A 23958-nucleotide genomic window follows, 5' to 3' on the forward strand; every position below is an offset into this window, starting at 1 on the left:
AGAACCATCCTACTAAATTACAGAATAGATAAATTGAGAAGTTTTTAACGAGCATAGTCTGGAAAATCGCTAAAATTATCTTTTAAGATGTTTTTTCCTAAAATAAGACCTGTATCTGTACCGTAAAAAATTTCTCTCCGAAATAATCCTCCATCAATGCGGTTAGAAAGAACAATTACTAAAGTTTTATTGGGATCGTCATACTTCAGAAAAATGGCATTTTGCGAATCAGTTGCACCGTCATGGCTAATCATTTTTCCGTATTCAGATGACTTTTCAATTGCCCATCCATAACCATAATAGCTTTCATCCTCATTATTTTCTTTGATGTAGGGCGTAAATAGCTTTGCAGTAGATTTTTCAGCAAGAATCAGGTTATTTTCTAGGGCAGTATTCCATAAATAAAGATCGCCTATTGTTGTCAATACACCACCAAAGCCAAGCAATCCCCAAGATGGACCTGGTCTTGTTGCAGCAGAGCCAAAGTCTTTTTTCTTGTTATACCCGTGAGCAACCGTTATTTCTGACCATTGAGGATCGTTATAAAAGCCTGTATGAATCATCCCGACAGGATTGAACAAATGCTCTTTCAAATAAGCTTGAAAAGGTTGTCCAGATACAATTTCGATAATTGCTGCGAGTAATCCATAACCAGTATCAGAATATAAGTATTTTGTTCCTGGTGGAAATTTTAATTTGGCATCAAAAGCCAATGCGACAGCTTCTTGACGACTGGTTTCTGTAAAATCATTTTGATAGACATAACTTGGTAAACTAGATGAATGAGTTAATAGTTGATGCAGAGTAATATCAGCTTTATCTGGTGGAACATCATCAAAAAAATTGGCCAAAGTATCCGTAACTTGTAATTTTCCCTGCTCCTCTAAATGTAGTATGGCTGTTGCTGTGAATTGTTTTGAAAGCGAACCCGTATCGAAAACGGTTGCAGGTGTGATGGGGATATTTTTGTTTTGATCTGCTAAACCATACCCATCCTTAAAAATTACTTCGCCATTTTGAGCTACAAGCACTGCACCAGAAAATCCAGCTTCTTCAAGACGATCCAGATAAGTTTTAATCTGATATTCAAGGTTGTTATGATTCAATCGTTCATTGATAGGTTTTTTATTATTAAAGTCAATTTGTTCTGAAGAAACAGTTTTTGCTGCCAAATAAGAACCAAATAAAGAAATGAGTATTCCCAAACAAAAAAAGGCAACTAGTTGAAAACGGCTACGCTTTTTCAAAACTTATCTCCTGACACCAGTGTTCAAAAATTTTGTTAGATTCCCGACTGAATGCCAAGAATAGTAATCTGTAATTGTTGTCAATCGCTTTTTTCTGCTTCGGATTAAAAAAATAGCCAATTACAATTTTTCTGTTTCAAGTTGCTGCAATAACTCAACTGCTGCTGGTTGTCCGAATTCTTTTGCCCAATCAAGAGGTGTATAGTTATGGATGTTATCCTTAGCATTTAGATCGGCTTGATACTTTACTAATAAACGAATTAAATCTAAATTTCCTTTAGCTGCTGCACCCTGAAGAGTGGTTAATTCAAGTTCCCCAATACTTTTAGCGTTAACATCCGCTCCAGCTTCGAGCAGAATTTTTGCGATTTCAATTTGTTCGGTTTTAATAGCTGCGTGCAATGGTGTCAAATTAGCAACAAAATCACCTAATTTGTCTTTGATTCTAAGATTAATATCTGCGCCTCTTTCTAGTAACCAAGATGCTGCTGTTGTTAAACCTTTTTGAATTGTGTAATGGAGTAACAAAGGTTTTTGAGAAATGATAGTAGGCTGTGTATCCAATAAAGCTTGAGCTTGTTCCCATTGTTCGGCAATAATTAGAGTAGATAGATCGATTTGAGCATTATTTGCCATTAATAAATCAATAATCTGCTGATGCTCGGCTTTCGTAGCCATACATAAAGGAGTTACGCCAAAACGGGTTAGAGCATTAACATCAGCACCTTTTTCTAACAGAAATTCTACTATTTCAGTCCTATTATTAGCTATAGCAAAATGGAGAGGTTGAAACTCATCCATCGCAAAACCCAATCTTTGGGTAAGTACTTCTGGATTTGATTCAATTAGAGAACTAACTAAATCTTGGTTCTTAAGAGAGATCGCACTAAAGATATCTAATTGCGCTCCTTTACTAATCAAATATTCTCTAATTTCTTGATGACAATCGCCCATAACACAATTAGGAGGACATATTTGAAAAATGGTTGTCCAACCTAAAGGCGTAAGATTATACCAGTTATCTTTGGCATTAATATTGGCATCGTTTTCAACTAAAAGTTTAGTAACTTCTAAATGACCTCCTGTAGCAGCCCAGTGCAATGGGGTAGTCTTACTATAGTTGCCTTCTAAAGCATTAACATTAGCACCAGCATCTAATAGTAACTTGACAATATCTAGATATCCTCGATGAGCAGCATAATGCAACGGAGTACTATGAATACAATCATCTTTGATGTTAGCTAAACTAATATCTTGCTTAAGCAGGATTTGTATTGTTTTTTCATTCCCGCTACAAGCAGCTTCAATTATTTGAGTGATTCTGCTAGCAAAAGTATCATCTTGAGAAGGACGTTGATTGTCTAAATAATCTTCTACCATGTTCATAACCTCTGGTTTAAGTCGGTTTCTAGCACTGTGTAAACGGTTTTTAATTGTTGAGATCGGAATTTCTAAAAAAGCACTAATTTCTTTCTGAGAGCGATCGCTAAGATAAAACAAAGTAATCACTTCTCTCTCAGTTTTGGGTAATAATTCAATTGCTCGACCAATTTTGGCTTGTAATTCCCTGACTTCAGCAATACTTAGGGGATTGGGTTGAGACGACATTAATTCTTCTGTCTGAGTTAAAGAGACGAAAGAAGGGCGTTTGACTCTTATCGTGCGATCGCAATGTTTGAAGACAATTTTTTTGAACCAGCTAGCAAATGCACCATGATTACGCAGTCGAGACAGATTAAGATAAGCTTCGATAAAAGCCTCTTGTGCTGCTTCTTCTGCTTCGGGGAAATTTCTTAAGATCGAGTAAGCGTAACCCACTGCTAAATCTTGAAATTGTTTAACAATTCGATTGTAGGCAGAGCGATCGCCATTCTGAGCTTTTTCTACTAGAGTAATTAGTGTTTCTAGGCTCAACCTTGGGGTCATCTTGAACTAAAATTGTCCTCTGTATTAATAAGACCCAATTTGTCTAAAAAAGGTTTGTTGAATTCAAAATTTAATGCTGAAAACTTGCCATTCTTGGGATAAATAGCAATCATCATGCCACGAGAGCTACGAAATTTACAAATTTCCCAGTTTTCGGAATCTGACATAAGAGAGCTATCTTCATCTCGACGCAATGGCAATTACAGACTAAGTTAAAAAACTTTAGTCTTAAGTAAATATACTTAATTTATCAACTTAAGTAAGAGAAGCTTTATGCCTTTCGTTGAGGAGCAATTCGAGACGTTTTTCAGATGTTTATTCTTCTGGGAATTTTTATGATTATTTCAGTTCTTGAAAAAAACTAAACAATAGTTTTTCTTCTAAACCTCATCAGTAAAATAATCGAGGCGATCGCGAATGCGCCCTCTCTGCTGTTCGCGCAGTGTCAGGCTCCGCCCAATCGCCTCTTACTTTTCTTGTCAGCTTCGATGAAACCGCAGCCTTAACAACAAAAAAAATTACCAGGAATTGGTTCTTACAACTCCATATCAATCAATATCGCTAGTCGCTGCTCGAATCTCTGAACAAGGAAAATTAGTCTCTATCATAAAAAAGTAAAAATCTAGAGAAAATATTGCATAAAACAGTCAAATAAACCTATGATTATAAATAACACTAACTTCATCAATCATTCCTAGTAAGTATTTACGGAGTGAAGGTTTACTCTGTAATTGCCCCATAAATTTTTTTCAAGGCAAAATCAAGAAGCGGTTTTTGGTGATTTGGGTAAATGTGCTGAAACTGATGTCAGAAACTAATTGCCCAGTAGTTTATCTACTTACCAACAAAACTGTAATTTACCGAACTTGACTTTTTACTTCTCGATCTTGCTATTGATGGGGTTAGTAGTTGAACAGTTTTACTGTTATCGACAGCAGAATCCACAATCATCCTCCACTCAAACTACACTACTCACCATGCACATTACTCCACCTTTAATGACCCTGTTTCTCAGCGTAATTTATCTTGTATGCGTTTACATCCTCTTAATGTTCTGTCAACTCAAAATCTCAAAACGTTAACTGGAGAATTTAGGCATAATCAGCCGTTATACTAAATCCAATTGATATGGTGTGATGAACATCGGTTGACGGGGAGACGGGGAGACTTGGCGACAAGAAGAGTTGAAGATATCTTGACGATCCTGATACATCATCTTGAAGAAAAGGATTTGGTATTTATTAACTTCATTGATTTTCTAGACAAATTTAGACAATTAACGACAAAAATAGATTGGTACAAAGCTATACTCTGGTACAATGATCTTAATGAAACCTATTGTGTACGTAACCTCTGTAATTCAAGTGCATACCTCTCCAATAGTTAACGTCATTGTAAAAGTAGTTGATAATTCCAATGTTTTTAACACTTTGGACAGTCAATATCGAGGCACGTAGTTTGTCCGTTCAGATATATGCTGATAAATGCTTAAGACATATTTGTCTATAAAAGCAGCAACTATTAGGTCAAGTTAATCGATTGACAGTAGTTGATTGAGAACACAATCATAAAAAATCAAAATTTTGTAGGATTAATTCATGAATTAATCCTACAGTACCAAAATGATTTTCAATTTATGTTCCAAACATTTATCCTTTAACAGAGCCAGCTAATAAACCCCGTACAAAATACTTCTGTAAAGCCAAAAACACAATTAAAGGTACAATCATCGAGACAAAAGCCCCTGCGGTGAGTAAATGCCAGTCTTGACCCCGATCGCCGACTAAGTTGCGTAAAGTAAGAGTAATGGGTGCAACGTTTTGATTTCCACCCAGGTAGACTAAAGCTACTAAAAGATCGTTCCATACCCAAAGAAACTGAAACACGGCAAAAGAAGCGATCGCAGGTGTGGAGAGAGGTACTACTAAACGGGTAAATATTTTCAAGTGAGACGCACCATCTACAGAAGCAGCCTCAATTAATTCTCTAGGTAGAGAGCCAATATAGTTACGTAACAGGTAGATTCCTAACGGTAAACCATAAGCGGTATGGGCTAGCCACACTCCTAAAAACGAGCCTGCTAATCCCAGTTGATTGTAGGTACGCAGCACGGGTATTAAGGTCATTTGCAGAGGTACAACCATTAAACCGACAATAATCATAAAAATTAACTGTCGCCCAGGAAAACGCATCCAAGCCAACGCATAAGCAGCAAAAGTTGCGATCGCAATGGGCATAACTGTCGCGGGAACCGCAATTACAAAGCTATTGAGAAAAGTTTGACCCATTCCTTCACTGGTTAACACCTCTACATAATTACTCAGATTTAACTGAGTCAATTCAAAAGGATGCAGCAATACTGTCCACCAACCACTCCTTAGTAAGTCTTCTTGGGGACGAAAAGAGCTGATCAGTAAACCCATAGTGGGCAAGGTCCAAATTAAAGCAATTAGCACTACCGCAATATGAACGGGAGTTTTAGCGATTATTTGGGCAAATTTACTTTGTTTACGAGATTGGTTAGCAATCTTTAGCGTTCTAGTCATTTTTGCTATCTACTTAGAAAAATTGGGATTTTGGCTAATATCTAAATTTTCCAATTCAGTATGTCTGGTGTGAATTAGAAAAAAAGAGAAAAAGACACAATACTTCTTATTTAAGCCCAATAAGGCTTGATAAAATGAACTTGAATCTCTTGAAACTTCATACATAAAAATCTCTATAAAATTCTTAATCAAAAAGTATTGGGAAAAGACAGAAGATAAAAGTTATCAAGCTGTCCATCTCAAGATATTTCCTTATGAATGGCATAGACTTAAGTATTCATCTAAGTAAAAATATTGACAAACCCGTGCCTTCTGTTTCAGAATTATTTACAATCAAGTATTTAAGCCTTTTCAAATAAAAAACTTCGACCGTATATTTTGCTACTTTCAAACATAAGGGGCTAAGGTAGCCATTTTACTTTCGAAATTTCAATATGTTGAAACTAACTTTGATCCGAAAAAACCGTAGTTGTAGGCTTAGGTAGCAGATGTTGAAACAAAAATATTCGTTTAGTCTAGCTTCTCATCTATCCCACCTTCAGTCACGACCTTTTAGATGTCGGCTCGATATTGAGGCTTCAAGGGAGCTAAAATGGAGTCTGTATTTTTACTTAGGGCGTTTAATTTGGGCAGGAGGAGGAGCGGACCCTTTAGAACGTTGGCATAGGCTTTTAAATCATTACTGCCCTGAAATCAGTAAATTAAAGCAAATCAATCTGGAAACATCTAAATTCGACGGATATTTGCGCCTTTCAAGCATATTAAAACAAGACATGAGCAGGCGTTCTCAGATAGCAGCTTTAGTTAAAAACACTTTAGATGAAGTTTTATTTGACATCTTACAATATGAGCATCAATTAGAGCATAAGCAGCCAAACCGTCGGCTTTCCTTTACCTATGATGATAGCGATTGTCCTAAAGCTGGCTTTACTCTGGCTCGAATAGACCGTACTTTAACAGAAATAATACAAAAGTGGCAACTATGGCAGCAGATGAAATTAACTCCCTACTCACCCAACTTAGTTCCTATTATTGAGCAACCTGAACAATTGTTACTGCAAAACTTAGACAACTCAATGGATGAATATTGGCTATTGACTAAGTTTATAGATGGCAAGCAGACCCTACGAAGCTTATCTTTATTAATGCAGAAGCCTCTGCCAGATTTAACTTCATTGTGTGTCCAATATGTCAGTTTTGGGATAATGAGCTTCTTAGAAATTCCGAAAACTAGAGAAAATTATTCTGTGAAGAATACCCAGGATTTACCAGAACACAGTCGAGAAATCAAGCAATTGTTAACTGGTGATTTGTCAGCAGATCGATCTTTTGAAGAGTCTATCCCCTTAGTAATGTGCATTGATGATAGCCCAACAGTAGCTACTCAGATGAAACAGATTGTCACCAGCCAAGGTTGTCATTTTTTTGAGATACAAAACCCCATAATGGCAATTCCCAAGTTGCTCAAAATTCAACCAGACATAATCTTTCTCGATCTAGTGATGCCAATTGTTAATGGCTACGAACTCTGCGCTCAAATTCGGCGTATTTCTCAAGCGAAAGACACTCCTATTGTGATTTTGACAGGTCAAGATGGACTGATCGATCGAGTGAGAGCCAAAATTGTGGGTTCTAGTGAGTTTATTTCTAAACCAGTCAATCAAGAACGGGTATTATCCATTTTGCGTAAATATATGCTGCTTAAATCGTAAGGGAGCATTGATTTTAAACTGACATTAGGAGCTATCTGTTTTTTCGTGGTTCAAAGTTTATTTGATAAAAGTTTTGCTAATAGAATTGAAATTTACCTACTAGAAGTTTCTATGACTTCACAATATTCAAGAGATAGAAATAAATGGCAATAAATACAGTGATGATTGTAGAAGACAGTATGACAGATATGGAGCTATTAACGCTCTATTTACAAGAAGAGGGTCTTTCAGTAATGCCAGCTAGAAGCGGGGAAGATGCTCAGGCTAGGCTACAGCAGCAAAAGCCAGATTTAATTGTTTTAGATGTGATTTTGCCAGGGCAAAGCGGGTTTCAACTTTGCCGTCAACTCAAATCCGATCCTCAAACCAAAAGTATTCCCATCGTACTTTGCTCTACCAAAAATACAGAAGTAGATAAGCAATGGGGAAAAATGGGGGGAGCAGATGCTTACCTAGCTAAACCAGTAAATAGAGATAAGTTGCTGGACACAATTCGTCGATTTATTTAAGGAGATAGCTATAGATGAGCCAAACAGAACCTCTTGCGGAGTTAGTTAAGTCTAAGCAGATTCAGCAAATAGAAGTTTGGGAAGCTGACACGTGCCGATTTTTACGATTTCCTCTGGGGGAAGAAACTACAGGTTTATTATCTTTAGAGCGACTAGTTGAGGTGATCGAAGTTCGTCCCAAGGAGATTTTGCCAATTCCCGAACTGCCTAAGTATTTATTGGGAATTGCCAACAGAAGGGGTGAAGCTATTTGGATAGTGGACTTGTTCTATTTAATGGGGGCTACTCCTCTACATTGCCGAGAGCTAATTCCCGAAGTCTGTATGGCAATACTAGTTCAAGCTCAAGAGCAAGCCATCGGACTCTTAGTGGAGCAAGTTAGTTCGCTCGAAGTTTATAATCTGAAAAATTTACAGCCTTTTACTGCCCAGACGTTGCCTTCTAGATTATTGTCTTTTTTAGAGGGTTATTTTGTTGATTCGGAGGGAAATACTTTGGCTCTGTTGAATGTCGATACCATTATTGAGAAAGTCGAGAATTTGGATAGAGAGATTTAGTCACTGCATTCGGCGGTAATCAAAAAGCAGAAGATTCTAGGAAGCGAGCAATTACAAGCAACAGATTAAACAATAACCACTAGTGGGGAGAGTGATTTTATGACCAGCCTGTTTAACTCCGCCAATAAAAATAATAGCTCCAGTAGCTCTGACAATGGTTCTAGAGAGAAGAGTTACGTCGATCGGCAGGTAGTAAAGAGTGCATTGCAATCTTTAGCCAAGGATTTGGGCAAGATAGACTCTGAGGAGAAGAACCATTTCCGTGAGAAAATCGCACAGATTATCAAACTGACAGCTGCCGTCGATCAGCAGGAAAGGTTAGAGAAACAAACTCTCTGGGCGATCGCTGAGAAACTGCGTCTCGCGGAAAATAATGTGACTTTGCTCAACACGACTGTGAAGGAAGTTGACCAGCTTTTAAATACAGAACGGGTTTTGCTTTATGCTTTTAGCTCAGACAGCAAGGGAATTGTGGTAGCCGAAGTAGTTCGAGAAGGATTTACCCCCACAATAGGAGAAGAATTACCCTCATTGTGCTTTGGTTTATCAAATGCTCAGAGCTATCAACGATCTAGAGTATCAGCGATCGCGAATGTTCGGCAGGCAGATTTATCTCCCTATCAGTTGCAACTGATGGAACGTTTTCAGGTTAGCTCCAGTTTAGCAGTGCCTGTGTTGTTGCCAGGAAAAGTTTGGGGTCTGATGGTGGTACAACAGTGCTTGAAACCTCGACGTTGGCAAGATTCAGAACTCCGCTTGCTGGAACGAATAAGTACAGAACTAGCGGTACAGTCACAAATTGAAGAAGTGCGAGTGCAACTGCAAGGGAAGCTAAAAGCTGAAAACGCTCTGGCTAAGGTAATTGAAAAGCTACGTCAACCCTTTGACCTTGAAGTGGTGTATAAAACTGCCACCTTAGAAGTACGTAAGCTGCTAGAGATTGAGAGGGTTTGTATCTACAAGTTTCGCTCAGACTACTTCGGGGATTTTGTCGCTGAAGCAGAGCTAGCGGGATTTCCCAGGCTGGTTGGTAGCGGTTGGGAAGACTCCTATTTACAAGAGAATCAAGGAGGTCGGTTTCGTAAGAATGAAGCCTTTGTTTGCGATGATATTAATCATGCTGACTTGAGCGACTGCCATATTGAAGCGTTGCAAGAATTCGGGGTCAAATCCTGTGCCGTGGTGGCAATTTTCCAGGGTCAGAAATTATGGGGCTTGCTGTCAGCTTTCCAAAACACGAGTGCGCGTCATTGGTCAGATTGGGAAGTACAATTGCTCAAGCGGGTGGCTGCTCAGATTGGAATTGGTCTCGAGCAAGCAGAGAACATAAACCAGCTCCAAACCAGAAGTAAAGATTTAGAAAAGCTAGCCAAACAGGAGCAAGCCTTCAACCGAGTGCTGGAAAAGCTACGTCAACCCTTCGACCTTGACTCGGTGTATAAAACCGCGACATTAGAAGTACGTAAGCTGCTAGAGATTGAACGAGTTAATATCTACAAGTTTCGCTCAGACTACTTCGGGGATTTTGTCGCCGAAGCAGAGCTAGCGGGATTTCCCAAACTAGTTGGTAGCGGTTGGGAAGACTCCTATTTACAAGAGAATCAAGGAGGTCGGTTTCGTAAGAATGAAGCCTTTGTTTGCGATGATATTAATCATGCTGACTTGAGCGACTGTCATATCGAGGCGTTGCAAGAATTCGGTATTAAATCCTGTGCCGTGGTGGCAATTTTCCAGGGTCAGAAATTATGGGGCTTGCTGTCAGCTTTTCAAAGCACGAGTATGCGTCATTGGTCAGAGTCGGAAGTACAATTGCTGAAGCGGGTAGCTGCTCAGATTGGAATTGGTCTTCAACAGACAGCGTCATTTGAACAAGTTCGGGCTAAGAATACCCAATTAGCCAAAATTGCCGAGCGGGAAAAATCCCTCACTAGAATCATCGAAAATCTTCGGCAAGCCCTTAATGTCCAAACTAGTTTCAGGAGAACTACCCAAGATTTACGTTCTCTCTTAAATTGCGATCGCGTTGCCATCTACCAATTCAATCCCGATTTTAGCGGTCGTTTTGTCGCTGAGTCTTTCGCTCGGGGTTGGGAGAGCTTAATGGAAAATCAGGACAAAATCCCCAACCTGCAAGAGAGTGTGAGCGATTGCCAGGGCATTAAGAGTATGACCAAAAACTCATTAAAGTTTTCTAGTGATACTTTCTTACAAGAAACCCAAGGAGGGAATTTTAACGATCGCCAGTTATTAATCAGAGAGGATATTTACCAAGCTGGCTTGACACCCTGTTACATTGAAGTTTTAGAAGAGTACCAAGCCAAAGCCTATGCGATCGCGCCTATATTTTTGGGGGAAAAATTGTGGGGATTACTAGCTGCTTTTCACAACTCTGAACCACGCCATTGGGAAACAGGGGAACTGAATGCGTTGTCTCAAGTAGGAACTCAGCTTGGTGTGGCTCTGCAACAAGGACAATTTGTGGAGAAACTTCAGGAGCAATCCGAGCAAATCTCCAAGCTAGCCGATCAGGTGATAGCTTCTGCCAGAATCATCTATGAACTGGGACAGCAATCACCAACTCAACTCCTAGACAGTGACTTCCTCAAGAGTTTTTTGCGCTTGTCCGTTGTCGAGGCTCGCAGACTGTTCGATACAGATCGGGTGACGATTTACGAGTTTAACTCAGATTGGAGCGGACAATTTGTGGTAGAAGATCTGGGCAAAGAATGGAAGCCCCTCATCGGCACACCCATAGAAGGAGTAAAAGATACTTACCTCGAAAAAACCCAAGGGGGACGTTATGCCAAGAACGAGTCTCTGCGGGTGGACAATATCTACACCCAAGGATACGAAAGCTGCCACATCCAAATACTGGAGAAATTTGAGGCAAAGGCTTATATGCTTGCCCCCATTTTTAAAGGAGAGCAACTTTGGGGACTGCTAGCAGCCTACCACAACAGTGAACCACGCAACTGGAGTGAGAACGAGCTAAGGCTATTGACCCAGGTGGCTGCCCAGCTAGGGGTTGTCATACAGCGAGCAGAGTACCTACAGCAGCTAAATCTTCAGCAGCAGCAATTGGCTGAAGCAGCAGAACGAGAGAAAACAGACAAAGAAAGGCTACAAAGAGAAACATTAAGCTTGCTCAGAACCATAGAGCCTTCTTTACAAGGAGATTTGACTGTAAAAGTTCCTCTCTGGGAAGATGAAGTAGGTACGATCGCTGACGCTTACAATACTACCTTACAAACTTTGCGAGAACTAGTAAAACAGGTAAAATCCTCTGCGGAAAAAGTAGATCAAACCTGTAGTAATAGTAAACTTGCTGTTGGTCAACTATCTTACCAAGCCCAAAAACAATCCCAGGACTTAAGACAAGCCTTGAAGGAACTACAGCAAATGGTAGAGTTGATTGCCCAGGTAGCGGTTAATGCCCAGCAAGTAGATAAGGCAGTACTAGATGCTAATCGAACTGTTCAAGCAGGAGATTCAGTCATGAAGGAAACCGTAGCAGGAATTGCGGAAATTAGAGAAACCGTGGCGGAAACAGCTAAAAAGCTCAAAAATCTGGGAGAATCATCGCAAAAAATTGCCAAAGTTGTCAACCTAATTGATAACTTCGCTAATCAAACTAATCTATTAGCTATTAATGCTGCCATTGAAGCAACTCGTGCTGGTGAATATGGACGGGGTTTTGCTGTAGTAGCCGATGAAATCAGAACCCTAGCTTATCAGTCTGCTAATGCGGGTACAGAAATTGAACGCTTAGTACAGGAAATCCGCACCGAGACTCAATCAGTCACCGAGGCAATGGAATTAGGTATTATGCAGGTTGTTAAAGGGACGGAATTAGTCAATAAAACTCGCCAGAGCCTTGATGAAATCTCCTCAGCAACCAACCAGATTAGCGATCGAGTCCAACAGATTACCGCTTCGACTTCAACTCAAACTGAACAGTCGCAGTTGATGACTAAAGCGATGACAGATGTGGCTGATATAGCGCATAAAACCTCTTCAAACTCGGTCAATATCGCTTCTTTATTTGAGGAATTGCTCGTCACCTCTGAACAATTACAGACCAGCGTCAGTAAATTCAAAATCGATTAGTTTGACGATTAATTACTAGGTTTTCCTGCCGAAGCCCTTGAGGACGTAAGAGCTATTGGCCTTTAGCTATTAGCTCTGAGCTTTCTTCTAATTCACATTAGACGCATCAATCATCATTGTAGCCGTATAGGAGAAGTATATGACCAACGAGCAAGATATCCGAAACCAAGTATATCAGTGTTTTCTTACCGAAGCTTCTTCTCTACTGCCAGCGCTCGAGCAAGACCTTTTGAGTGTTCTGGAAGAGCCCAGTATCGATAAAATTCATAACTTGATGCGAAATGCTCATACCTTTAAAGGTTCTGCTGCTAGTGCAGAACGAGAAACTATTCGCACCGTGGCTCATCATTTAGAAGATGTCTTTAAAGCTCTCTATAGCCCTAATATAAACTGGGACGAGGAATTATCCGCACTACTCTGGGAATGTTATGAATGTCTCCGTGAATCAGTGACAGCAGAAATAGCTCAATCGTTCGAGCGATCGCAATATCAACCAAAGCACACCGATAGTACTCTTGAGGAAACTGAGATTCTCAACCGAGTAGCTGTAGTTTTTGCCAAACTACAAACTAAACTAGGGGATTTTTTCGATCGCGAAGCTCCCCTGCCTACTTCAGAAGAGTTGGGTTTTGATGTCGTTGGCTCTATCTTTGCCGAAAGTATGCAGCAAGAATTACAACAATTGGCAGCTATATTGGCAACAGAGAATTCTGAGCAAGTTGCTATTACCTTAAGTTCCGAAGCCGAGTTTTTTATCGGCATAGCGGAGTCCTATAATCTTCCTGGCATGAAAGAACTTGCCCAAACAATTTTAACTGCCCTAAAGCAACATCCGAACCAAGCTATCCTAATCGCTAAATTGGCTTTAGAAGACTTACAAAAAGCACGAACTGCTGTCCTCGATGGCGATCGCTATCGTGGTGGAGAACCTTCCATAGCTTTGCGGGAGCTAGCAGCACAAGGATCGTCGTCGTCATCATCTTCTTCTCTTACTCATTTAGATCGACTAGTCAAAGCAACCAACTCAAAGTTATTTCTCGAACCAGAAACTCCTGAAGATACCTCAGAAAGCGAGTCAGAAGTTTCTTTAGAGCCAGTACCAGTAGAGCCAAATTATCAACAATTAGGGACTACTGTTTCACCACAAGAGCAGCAAGCTCCCGATACTGTCTCTAGTCGTCAGTTGAATGCTGGAGATGCTATAGACCAAATTTTACAAAAAATAGGATTAGATCGGCAAGAGTCTGAAGTTTCTGAAGACTCAGATTTTTCTCATCAGTCCGATCGAGAGCAGAAGACAACACCACCAAAATCTGATTTTTCTTCTCAATCATCAGGAAAAGAGGTTCGGGTAGATTTGCTACAACTCAAACGCCTCAACTCTATATTCGGTGAATTAACGATCGCTCAAAACCAGCAGACATTGCAAACTAACCAGTCCCAGGAGAATACTCAGAAAACACTGAAGCAGTTGCAAAGGTGTCAGCAAGGGTTGAACCTAATACGAGATTGGTCAGATAAATATTGTTCTGCTCAAAGGGAAAAATTACCTCATTCCCAAGCTAGTGAGGGCGCGTCCCCATCCTTGATAGGAGAGAGGTTTGATTCTCTGGAAATGGATGCCTACAGCGAGATGCACATTTTGATTCAATCGGTAAGGTCGACAATGGTGCAGTTGCAGTCAAACATCGAAGAAGTTGATTTTTCCGTCAGGCAATCCCAACTGATGCTCAAAAAGAAAGGGAAACTCCTAGCTGATGCTCAGGACAATTTGCTTCAAGCGCGTATGCTTCCTTTAGGTCTACTTTTAAAGAGATTTCCACCCATTATCAAGCAACTTGCTACTGTTAATCGTAAACCTGCCCAGCTAGAACTGATTGGTACACACATTTTAATCGATAAGAGTATTGCAGAAAATTTATTCGATCCTTTACTTCATTTAGTGCGTAATGCGATCGCCCATGGCATTGAGTCTCCTGAAATGCGCCGTCAACGAGGTAAATCAGAAACTGGCAGCATTAGAATTCATGCTTACCATCAAGGTAACCGTACCATAATTGAAGTGGCAGATGACGGGCAGGGACTGAACTGGGAGCGAATTCGTGTCTCTGGTGTAGAACAGCAACTACTTGACCCCGATCGAGCAGAAATAGCTTCAGAGAGGGAACTGGCAGAGCTTCTATTCGAGCCTGGTTTCTCTACAACAGAACAGATTACTGAGTTGTCTGGTAGGGGAGTAGGACTAGATGTAGTTCGCAGTCAGATTCAGAGACTTCAAGGCTCAGTCACAGTTAGTTCTGTTGCAGGAGAAGGAACAGTATTCTCGCTACATCTTCCTTTGGTCTTAATCACAGCCAAGATGCTAGTTTGTCAGTCTAACGGACTTTCTTATGCCTTGCTGACAGAGTCGATCGAACGGGTGTTGCAACCAGAACCCGATCGGATTAGCTCCCAAACCATTATTCAAGGGCATCCCCATCAGAAGTTTTTATTGTGGGGAGAGGGTAAAGAAAGACAACAAGTACCCATTAGAACCCTTGCCAGCTTGTTAGCTTACAGTTTTCCCACTGATAGTTTCTCTGATTCAATTCCGACCCAGCGTCAAAAAATAGCTCCTCTAGTAATGCTACAGCAGCAAGACCAACTCTTGTGTCTCGAAGTAGAACAAATTGTGACTAAGCAGGAATTCGCAATTAAATCTTTGGGTAAAAAGCCTACCTTACCTAGCTACATTCAGGGATATAGCGTCCTCAGTAACAGTCGTTTGGTTATGGTTCTAGATCCATTAGAATTAGTTAACCAGACTTGGAGTCAGTTTAATTCTTCTCGGCAAGCTAGGATATTGCCTGAATCCATTACAGTTTCGACTTCTCCCCTAAACTGGTCGGCTGAAATAGAACAGTCGAGTTTACCCACTAGCAATTCCTCAAGCGATCGATTACTTAGTCCTTCTGGTAGCTTAAATTCCACCTTGGCACTACAAGGACAGTCAATCTTAATTGTCGATGATTCCCCTACTCAAAGAAAACTGCTGGTCTTGATGTTAGAAAAAGCTGGTTGCTCTGTTCTACAAGCAGAAGATGGGCAAGAAGCACTCACTCAATTACGTCAGCATTCAGAAATTAAAATCATAATTTGTGATATCGAGATGCCCAAGGTGAATGGATTTGAGTTTTTGCATGCCTATCATCAAGATGCTAACTTGTCGCCAGTGGATACGATCGTGTTAACTTCTCGTAGTAGTCTTAAGCATCGCCAAATGGCTTTTGAATTGGGAGCTAGGGCATATTTAACCAAGCCTTACTCTGAGCAGAAATTGCTTAGTTTGCTATCCGACTTGATCTCTCAAAAAACAGCAAATATCTCAGTTTCTTAGCAGAGAAGATTTTACTTATGTTCAACACCCATTTTCCACCCCAACGACTCTCTCACATTACTTCTGATGTTAAATTACTCAAAGTGCTTGTGTTTGAGATGGCAAATCATTTTTTCGCTTTGCCAATTAGTACGATCTTCAAGGTAATCAACTGTCCTCCTGTTACTAATACAGCAGATAGCAGTTTGGGAATCACAGATTTTGAAGGGCAAACCGTAACTGTTGTCAATCTTGCTCAGAAATTATCTCCCCAGAATTCTGCTACTGAGCGAATGCAAAAACGCTTTTTAATCCTGAGCCAAACTCGCCAAGGCGAACTCTATGGAATTCCTATTGATAATTCTCCTGCTTTGATAGAACTACCAATGGATAACATTCGTCCATTACCTTTGTCTGCTAGCCAAGTTAACCCTCTTAATATTGCTACTCATGTAGCTATTTTGCCAAAATCTGAGGGTTCTCTCAAAATTTTTTTACTAGGGCATATAGTCAATTAAACTAGATCGTGGTGGCGACTAAATAAACAGCCCCCAAAAAATTTTTGGCAGTTTTATCGTAGCGCGTCGCAATCTAATTAAAATTCCTAGTTACTCTAAGTGGCTCGTTATCTTTTAAATGCTCTACTTTTGTGGTTAGCTCCCAATGGGATTTTAATTGCCCTAATTGAAAAGTGCGACTCATGACAACATAGATTGAGGTTTGATCGACTCCAATACCCGCAGAATGTACCTTAGCCCAAGAGTCGGCGTATAACTCATCATAGACTTGCCAATGTCCATCTTGCCAAGATAAACAACGGAAAAACTTAAAAGGTGTGGATTTTTTCCCTGTAATGAGGATTTTTTGTAAGATAGTGCGGATGAGATTGGGAAAGAATCGCCCGATACTAAGCATAACTAACCGCAGCGCAATTAAGTTAAAGGGGTTCATTTGCTTTTGTTTTGCCCAACCTAAAGAACCAGATATAGTTATCTTATCGTCTTCTACAGTGATTTTATAGTTACCAATCAGATGTCCTACAGCATTTTTTAGTTTACTTCCTTCTACCACCAATAAGGAAAATTGAGTATCGGAAGCAATTAACTTACCATCACGAAATAGTTTAAACACACCTCCTTTATTCAAGGCTAAATATAGCTCTGTATCGTCACGACGATCTATTAAGATACCTCCCTCTTGTAACCAAAAACGCTCTTTGGGTAGAGGTTTTAAAGGAGGGCGAGCGGGTATATAATCACGCCATGCTAGCAAATAATTCCAGGTATGATGTCCAATTATGCGATCATCACTGTAACAAGCACCTAAACCATTAGCTAATCCTTGTAAAAAGCGATCGTTGATATTTAATGCTTCGGGTAACCATTTTCCCACTAATTCAAAACCATGAGGAAAGAAATTGTAAGTATTACGACTGGTATATTCTCCTCCATAAGAGCCGTCAGGATGGACAAATTGAGCAGTTAAGAGAGTTGCTTTCGCGATCGCGTCTCGTAATCTATTATTAGGGTTAAGCTCGTATACCCTTGCTAAACAGGAAATAGTTAAAGTGTGGTAGCCTGGATCGCAGCCTTCGTATTCTTGAAACCAGCCTTCAGAATTTTGCCAAGATAATACTTGTTCGAGGCGTTGTGCTTTACTCTCATCCCAACGATCTAGTTTGAGTAATTGAGATAATAGCTCTAAGCACAGTACTATTAATGCCTGGTGATTAGTTAATCTGCCACTTTCTTGATGATGAGCTAACCAATCGGCTCTTCTGACTAAAAATTTTAAGGTTTCGGAGTTATCTAACTCCATTAGGGTATAGCTATCGATAAAAGCTAGTAAAGAAAAGGCTGCTGCTCCTGCTGCTCGCTCATACGGGAAATAATCATCACAAGAGCCATTACTATGAGAGCTTCTTAAACCATAAAGAATACCCGCCTCGATCCATTCTTTGAGTATCGGTTGCTGATAAAATTGATTATCAGGTAAGTCTGTATGGTATGCCAACGCCAGAGGATAGACAAATTCTTGAGACATTCCCGCAGGAAAATCTATTACCTTGTATTGCCAAAAGGTGCGATCAAAGCAACCATAGGTAGGACTGTGAGGATTACGATCTAGTAGGGTTAATATTTTAGGAATTTGCGCTAAAGCTTCGCGAGCAAATAAGTCTCTATTCATAATTCCCCTTTGTTGCACCCTAAATGGTTTCAAGTAATTTAGATTTTATTCACTAAATTAAAAATAGAATAATTGTAAATGTAACAATACCTAAAACTATGTATTGTTAAAAAATATTCACATCTTTTACATAAATAAACACAGATACAAGCGAATTATCAAACTATGTTGTCTGAGCTTTTTACGAAAATAGATTAATATAATTATTTGTAGGATGGGTATAGCTATTGCCAAAATCATTTAGATATTTAGCTTTTGGCAAACTTGCTTAAACTCGACCTTAAATAAGATATTTTAATTAATATATTCAGTGAAACTTTTTTTAAAATCCAAATCCAATTTTTGGCTTACTGTAAGTATTATTACAGCGATTTTATTTAGTCTTAGTGGATTAAAAATTGCTTTACAGTCTCCCTATACAGTACAAGATGATGCCAGACAGTATATCTTTTGGATGCAGCAGTTTAATGGTAATGGGTTTTGGCAAAACGATTTGATTGCTGATTATTTTAAATCTGTAACCCCTGTGGGATTTACTAATTTATATAGGCTAGTTGGTAGCTTAGGTATAGATGTCTTTTTCTTTAATAAAATATCAACTTTAATCATTGGTGTTACGACAACTATTTATTGTTTTTTAGTTTGTGTAGAAATTTTTCCCATACCTTTTGCTGGTTTTATTAGTAGCCTATTGCTTAATCAAAATCTTTGGATGGTAGATGATTTGTCTTCAGGTACGCCAAGAGCCTTTATTTACGTTTTCTTATTAGCATTTATTTATTATCTATTACGACAAAATTTAATCTTGTGTTTATTAATGATACTGTTACAGGGTTTATTTTATCCTCAAGCTGTTTTAATTTCTGTTATGGTTTTAAGTTTAAGGTTATTGCAGTATCAGAAACCTCAAAAGATTGAATTATGGGGGTTATTTGTAAGCGTTATTATTTTAGCTGCTTATGGTTTTAAAACATCTAATTTTGCACCAGTTGTTACCGCTAGTCAAGCAAAATTATTACAAGAGTTTTTGCCAGAAGGAAGGAGTGCTTTTTTTTCAGATAGCTTCAGTGGATTTTGGTTAACTGGCAGAAGAAGTGGGTTTTTCACAATTGAATGGCAATACAGTTTGATGTGTATTTATGGAATTAGCTTATGGTGGTTACAACAGTATCCTAATCGCTTTCCTTTAGTCAAAGAAATCAAACCACAAATCAAAGTTTTATTGGAATTATTTCTGGCTTCAGTATTATTATTTTTATTAGCGCATCTTTTACTATTTAGACTACATTTACCTGCCCGTTATACCCATCATACTCAGAGAATTATTATTGCTTTAATTGACGGTATTACGATCGCAGTTATTTTTAATAAATTTATTTCATGGATTGACAACATATTTTGTAAGAAAAGTTATGTAAACATTTCTACGAGATTCATTTGCTTAATAGCTTTAATTTGTATATTACTTTATCCTACCTATGCCGTGCAAAGCTATCCTGAAAGATTAGGTTATGTAACAGGGGAATCCGAGGAGCTTTATCAATTTTTGCAACAACAACCCAAAGATATTTTAATTGCTACCCTGAGTAAAGAAGCAGATTTTATTCCTAGTTTAGCAGCACGCTCTGTATTAGTAGCAAAAGAATATGCTATCCCTTACCATCGAGGTTATTATCAACAAATTAGCCAGCGAGTTCAAGATTTAATCTCAGCACAGTATAGCTTAGAGCAAAATACCCTAGTTGATTTTATTAAAAAATATAACGTTGATTTACTATTAATAGATAATAACTCTTTTACTGTAGAATACCTGACAAATAATCAGTGGCTACAACAATTTAAAATAGAAACTAACCGCGCTATCGATCTCTTAAAAAATAAACAAAAACCCATTTTAATACATTACAGCGATCGCTGTAATGTATTTAAAACAAAAAATCAGATTTTATTAGATACAAGCTGCATAGTAAAATTAATCAAATAAATTCTAGTAGCATTATTACCTGTCGATCGTATACTGTTGCTGTTTTTTTAGTATCTTGGATTTAAACAACAACAAAATTCTTCTTTCGATCTAACATCAAATTCTTGGCAAATCGAGTTCAATTTAAAGTAGATTTAAGATAGTTTATAAAAAATTAGATCGTGAGTTAACAGTAACTTCCAATAGATTTTCACGATTTAATTTTAACATTTTACACAATATTCTAATGCTATATTTTGTTGATAAATTTGATAATATTTTAATTATTTCCAGATTTTTTTTGATTTTTTAAAACATTCATACAGTGTATATACTTGTAACAAAGCCAGAACATTTAAATATATTAAACTAAATTAATAGATCTCAATTGAAGCTCTCTGCAACTTTGCACCAAACTAAGCGGGACTTGTACCCATCGCATTAGGGTATAAACGACTCTGCACGAGATTCAAAATAGTTTATGATGGATAACCATTACATTTATTCAGTCTTCAATCTCTAATGATAATTGATAACTGATAACCAACAACTGATAAAATGCCCAATACCAATCAAAAAACTAACATCATCGACTTATTAATTCCCCTATTAGCATTAGGATTATTCACTTTTGGTATTGGTAACTATGGTTTATATGAACCCCATGAAAGTCATTTTGCAATGGTAGGGAATGAGATGATATGGCGAGGAGATTGGATTACACCTTATCTTAATGGCGCACCTTATCTCAATAAGCCTCCACTGATATATTGGTTGATTGCGATCTCTAAAACTTTTTTTGGTAATACTGAATTTGCAGCGAGATTTCCGATTGCGATAGCTGGTTGGCTAGGGATAATAGTTGCAGGAAAATGGAGTAAAGATTTATGGGGAGTTACTGCTAATCGGATTACGGTTTTGATGCTATCAGTAAGTCTCGGCTGGTTTATTTTTAGTCATCAAATATTAACTGATGTTTTACTGGCTACTTTAGTGCTTGCTAGTAATTATTTTTTATGGAAATTACTCTATAAACCTCAATCATTAATTTATTTTTTTTGCTTGTATTTTTTGATTGCTCTATGCTTATTAACCAAAGGATTAATTGGAATATTTTTTATTGCTTGCAGCTATATAGCGATCGCAATTTATCATCGTAACTGGTATATTTTTAGGAAAACCAAATTACTTTTAGGTGGCTTATTTATTTTAGCTTTGGTATTGCCTTGGTGTCTGGCAATTGAACGAGCAAATCCTGAGTTTTGGCATTATTTCATTTTCAATGAACATATAAGTCGTATTTTTGACCGACGTTTTCCTCCAGATTATGTAGTCTCCAAAATTAATGCTTTAGGCTATTTAGGCATTACAGCTTTATGGTGCGTACCTTGGAGCTTATTTTTACCTTCTGTGTTTAGGTTTATTTGGCAACAATTAAAAACTGATAGCAAGAGCCAAAAAACACCACAACAAGATGCTATTTTATTGTTAACTAATACTTTTATTTTACCAATTATTATATTTTTACCGTTATCTTCTCGATTAATTTATTACAGTATTCCCGCCATACCTGCCTATACAATATTGTGTGCTAGCGCATTTATTAATCAGTCATCAGCAGAAAAAATACAGCTATTCACAAGATACTGGATTTTCAAAAAAATTAATCTTAATTGTGTTTTTGATATTTATGGATATATTGTGATTGTTATGGGGGTTATTGCTACTATAGCGATCGCTATTTTTCCTCAATTATTTCAGTCTTTTACTGTAATTAAAAATTATTCTATCTTTACCAGTTTAGTTTTAGCAAATATTTTAATCTTAGCATTAGGCTTTTTGGTTTCGGGTATTGAGCTATTAAAACAAAATTATGCCTTATCCTTTAAATCTTTAGTAATTAGCTTATTTGTTTTCTACAGCATGATTACTATTGGCTTTGCTTTTTACCAAGATATTCGCTCTAGTAAAAATTTAGTCCGAATAGTAGATACCAACTTACCGATTAATGCATTATGGATTTTTGAAGGTTCAAGAGAAATAGGTGCAGCAGGAGGTATAGCTTACTATCTCAATCAAGGACAAGAAATTAATCAAACCGAAGAATCCATTACTGATAACAAAGAGCTTCCTCTGGGCTTCATCTCAGGAAAAGGAAAAAAAGTATATCGTAATGTTCTGATTTTAGAAGATAGTGGAGAAAACAGAACACCACCCCAATTTCCAGGAAAAAAACCCAACTATTTAATTAATAAACAACAATTGCAATCCCATTGGGATAGTACGCGCCCTGTAGTTTTTGTCACAGACTTTATGAGAGATTTGACAAATCCTCAAGACTCTATAGATCTCAATTTACCAAATAATGCTGGTAGAGCTTTATTGAGTATTGGCAAAAGACAGGTATATATCAATCAAGCTGCTATTAAAAACTTCAGAAGACAAGATCGGCGACTATACTAAATCAGTAGTTTTACTACAAGATTGGCGATTTCATTATTTTCTTAAAACACAACGAATTACATCAGGCTGATCTGCATCAAAGTTTTTTCTAATATTGATATCTGATACTATTGCATCTAGCATTGGTAATGCAAGTAACATTGTTTACCCAGTCATACTCACACTGACATCAAGATTTGATAGTGCCATCAGGCATTATGGTATTGCCAAAATTAACATTACTAAAACTAACTTCTCGAAAAATAGCATTTTTGAAATTAGCTTGTCTCAAATCAACATTTTGTAGATGTACTCGACTTAGAATTGCTTCGGTGAAATTTGCACCAAACAAATTTGCGCCACCAAAATAAGTCTGGTTTATATTAGCTTTACTTAAATTAGCTTGTTTTAAATTGGATTTCCGTAAATCTGATTGATCTAAATTTGCTTTCTCCAAATCAGCTTCAACTAAGTAAGCTCCTAAAAAAAGTGTTTTGCTTAAATTCGCTTCTTTCAACAAAGCTTCGCTTAAATTAGCATCTGATAGCCTTGCTTCAGTCAAATCTGCATTACACAAATTAACTTGAAAAGATTTGATTCCACCTAATGCTGCTCTACGTAAATTTGTCTCAGCTAAACAAGTTTTGTTTAATGTTGCACATTCCAAATCAATCCCTCTCAAATCAACTTTGCGTAAATTCACTTTACTTAGGCTAATTCCATAAAGTCCTTCTACTTCAAGAAGATTAGTATCTTTTAAGCTTACTTCATCTAAACAAGCCCATTCAAGATTAGCCCCGCTTAAATTTACTTTTTGTAAATTTGTCTGACTTAAATTCGCATTGTACAAATTTGTTTTACTGAGATTTGCTTTATATAGATTGGCTTGAATAATAGAAGCAAATTCTAGATTTGTATTACTTAAGTTGCTATCTTGTAAATTAGCTTTGTTCAGATTAATATCACATAGTTCGAGATTACTCAAATCGCTCCCATGCAAATCAAGATTAGAAAAATTTCGTTTTCCTGATGAATATCGGTTTAAGATTAGGTCAATTTCCATGCTTTTGAATTCTATATTAATGTTTTAAACTGGATTTCATCCATCTTTTAACCAATCTAAAATTAGAGGAATAACTGGAGGAAATTCAAAATGCGGAAATTAATGTTACTATCAGTTTGATTGATAATGTTGCCAAAGCTGTCATAGCTGATGTGGTTGAGAAAGTTACCGTTACTATCGATGACATCTCTGATGGTGCTTTGGCGGTCTGTCAGACCCCAGAGAGTTGGTATTACTAGTTTCAAATCAATAGTTTTTTTGTCCTCACCTAATCTTGTACGGTTATATATCTGATGTTAATTAGGCGTTGGTGACTGCGTAATGCTTTTGATGCAAGTATCTAC

General features: G+C 37.9%; 14 protein-coding genes. 9 read left to right on the forward strand and 5 right to left on the reverse strand.

Features of this window, described 5'->3' with window-relative positions; translation table 11 throughout:
- Positions 1 to 44 precede the first annotated feature (44 nt).
- The 3 genes from H1P_RS00420 to H1P_RS00430 form a co-directional block, all read right to left on the reverse strand.
- Positions 45 to 1247: a serine hydrolase domain-containing protein gene (locus H1P_RS00420; protein ID WP_144863028.1), complete on the reverse strand. Its 1203-nt coding sequence runs from the start codon at positions 1245 to 1247 to the stop codon at positions 45 to 47.
- A gap of 120 nt (positions 1248 to 1367) precedes the next feature.
- Entirely contained in the window at positions 1368 to 3173 is a 1806-nt protein-coding gene (locus H1P_RS00425) for a sigma-70 family RNA polymerase sigma factor (protein ID WP_144863030.1), read from the reverse strand.
- A gap of 1649 nt (positions 3174 to 4822) precedes the next feature.
- On the reverse strand, positions 4823 to 5719 hold the full coding sequence (locus tag H1P_RS00430) for a carbohydrate ABC transporter permease (RefSeq protein ID WP_144863032.1): 897 nt from the start codon (positions 5717 to 5719) through the stop codon (positions 4823 to 4825).
- A gap of 773 nt (positions 5720 to 6492) precedes the next feature.
- Here H1P_RS00430 and H1P_RS00435 point away from each other — a divergent pair.
- The 6 genes from H1P_RS00435 to H1P_RS00460 all read left to right on the forward strand — a co-directional run bounded on the left by H1P_RS00435 (position 6493) and on the right by H1P_RS00460 (position 16477).
- The gene (locus H1P_RS00435; protein ID WP_186375772.1) at positions 6493 to 7431 is read left to right on the forward strand and encodes a response regulator; all 939 of its coding nucleotides are present in this window, start codon (positions 6493 to 6495) and stop codon (positions 7429 to 7431) included.
- Positions 7432 to 7580: 149 nt separating this feature from the next.
- Positions 7581 to 7940 (forward strand): response regulator transcription factor, encoded by a 360-nt coding sequence (locus H1P_RS00440; protein ID WP_186375776.1) that lies wholly within the window; start codon positions 7581 to 7583, stop codon positions 7938 to 7940.
- Positions 7941 to 7954: 14 nt separating this feature from the next.
- The gene (locus tag H1P_RS00445; protein WP_144863038.1) at positions 7955 to 8497 is read left to right on the forward strand and encodes a chemotaxis protein CheW; all 543 of its coding nucleotides are present in this window, start codon (positions 7955 to 7957) and stop codon (positions 8495 to 8497) included.
- A 99-nt stretch (positions 8498 to 8596) separates the two neighbouring features.
- Positions 8597 to 12604: a GAF domain-containing protein gene (locus H1P_RS00450; protein WP_144863040.1), complete on the forward strand. Its 4008-nt coding sequence runs from the start codon at positions 8597 to 8599 to the stop codon at positions 12602 to 12604.
- A 139-nt stretch (positions 12605 to 12743) separates the two neighbouring features.
- On the forward strand, positions 12744 to 15980 hold the full coding sequence (locus tag H1P_RS00455; protein ID WP_144863042.1) for a hybrid sensor histidine kinase/response regulator: 3237 nt from the start codon (positions 12744 to 12746) through the stop codon (positions 15978 to 15980).
- 17 nt (positions 15981 to 15997) lie between these two features.
- Complete coding sequence (locus tag H1P_RS00460) at positions 15998 to 16477, forward strand: chemotaxis protein CheW (protein ID WP_144863044.1); 480 nt, start codon at positions 15998 to 16000, stop codon at positions 16475 to 16477.
- 73 nt (positions 16478 to 16550) lie between these two features.
- On the opposite strand, the gene H1P_RS00465 is transcribed toward H1P_RS00460, so the two are convergent.
- Complete coding sequence (locus H1P_RS00465) at positions 16551 to 18146, reverse strand: hypothetical protein (RefSeq protein ID WP_144863046.1); 1596 nt, start codon at positions 18144 to 18146, stop codon at positions 16551 to 16553.
- Between the two features lie 310 nt (positions 18147 to 18456).
- Here H1P_RS00465 and H1P_RS00470 point away from each other — a divergent pair, with 310 nt between their 5' ends.
- Positions 18457 to 20130, forward strand: a complete 1674-nt coding sequence (locus H1P_RS00470; RefSeq protein WP_144863049.1) for a hypothetical protein — start codon at positions 18457 to 18459, stop codon at positions 20128 to 20130.
- 537 nt (positions 20131 to 20667) lie between these two features.
- On the forward strand, positions 20668 to 22572 hold the full coding sequence (locus tag H1P_RS00475; RefSeq protein WP_144863051.1) for an ArnT family glycosyltransferase: 1905 nt from the start codon (positions 20668 to 20670) through the stop codon (positions 22570 to 22572).
- A 169-nt stretch (positions 22573 to 22741) separates the two neighbouring features.
- On the opposite strand, the gene H1P_RS00480 is transcribed toward H1P_RS00475, so the two are convergent.
- Positions 22742 to 23614, reverse strand: coding sequence for a pentapeptide repeat-containing protein (locus H1P_RS00480; RefSeq protein WP_144863053.1), 873 nt, complete (start codon positions 23612 to 23614; stop codon positions 22742 to 22744).
- Positions 23615 to 23730: 116 nt separating this feature from the next.
- Between H1P_RS00480 and H1P_RS38735 the strand changes: the two genes are divergently transcribed.
- Positions 23731 to 23853: a hypothetical protein gene (locus tag H1P_RS38735; protein ID WP_281291071.1), complete on the forward strand. Its 123-nt coding sequence runs from the start codon at positions 23731 to 23733 to the stop codon at positions 23851 to 23853.
- The last annotated feature ends 105 nt before the right edge of the window (positions 23854 to 23958 follow it).

Source organism: Hyella patelloides LEGE 07179, assembly GCF_900659865.1.
GTDB lineage: Bacteria > Cyanobacteriota > Cyanobacteriia > Cyanobacteriales > Xenococcaceae > Hyella > Hyella patelloides.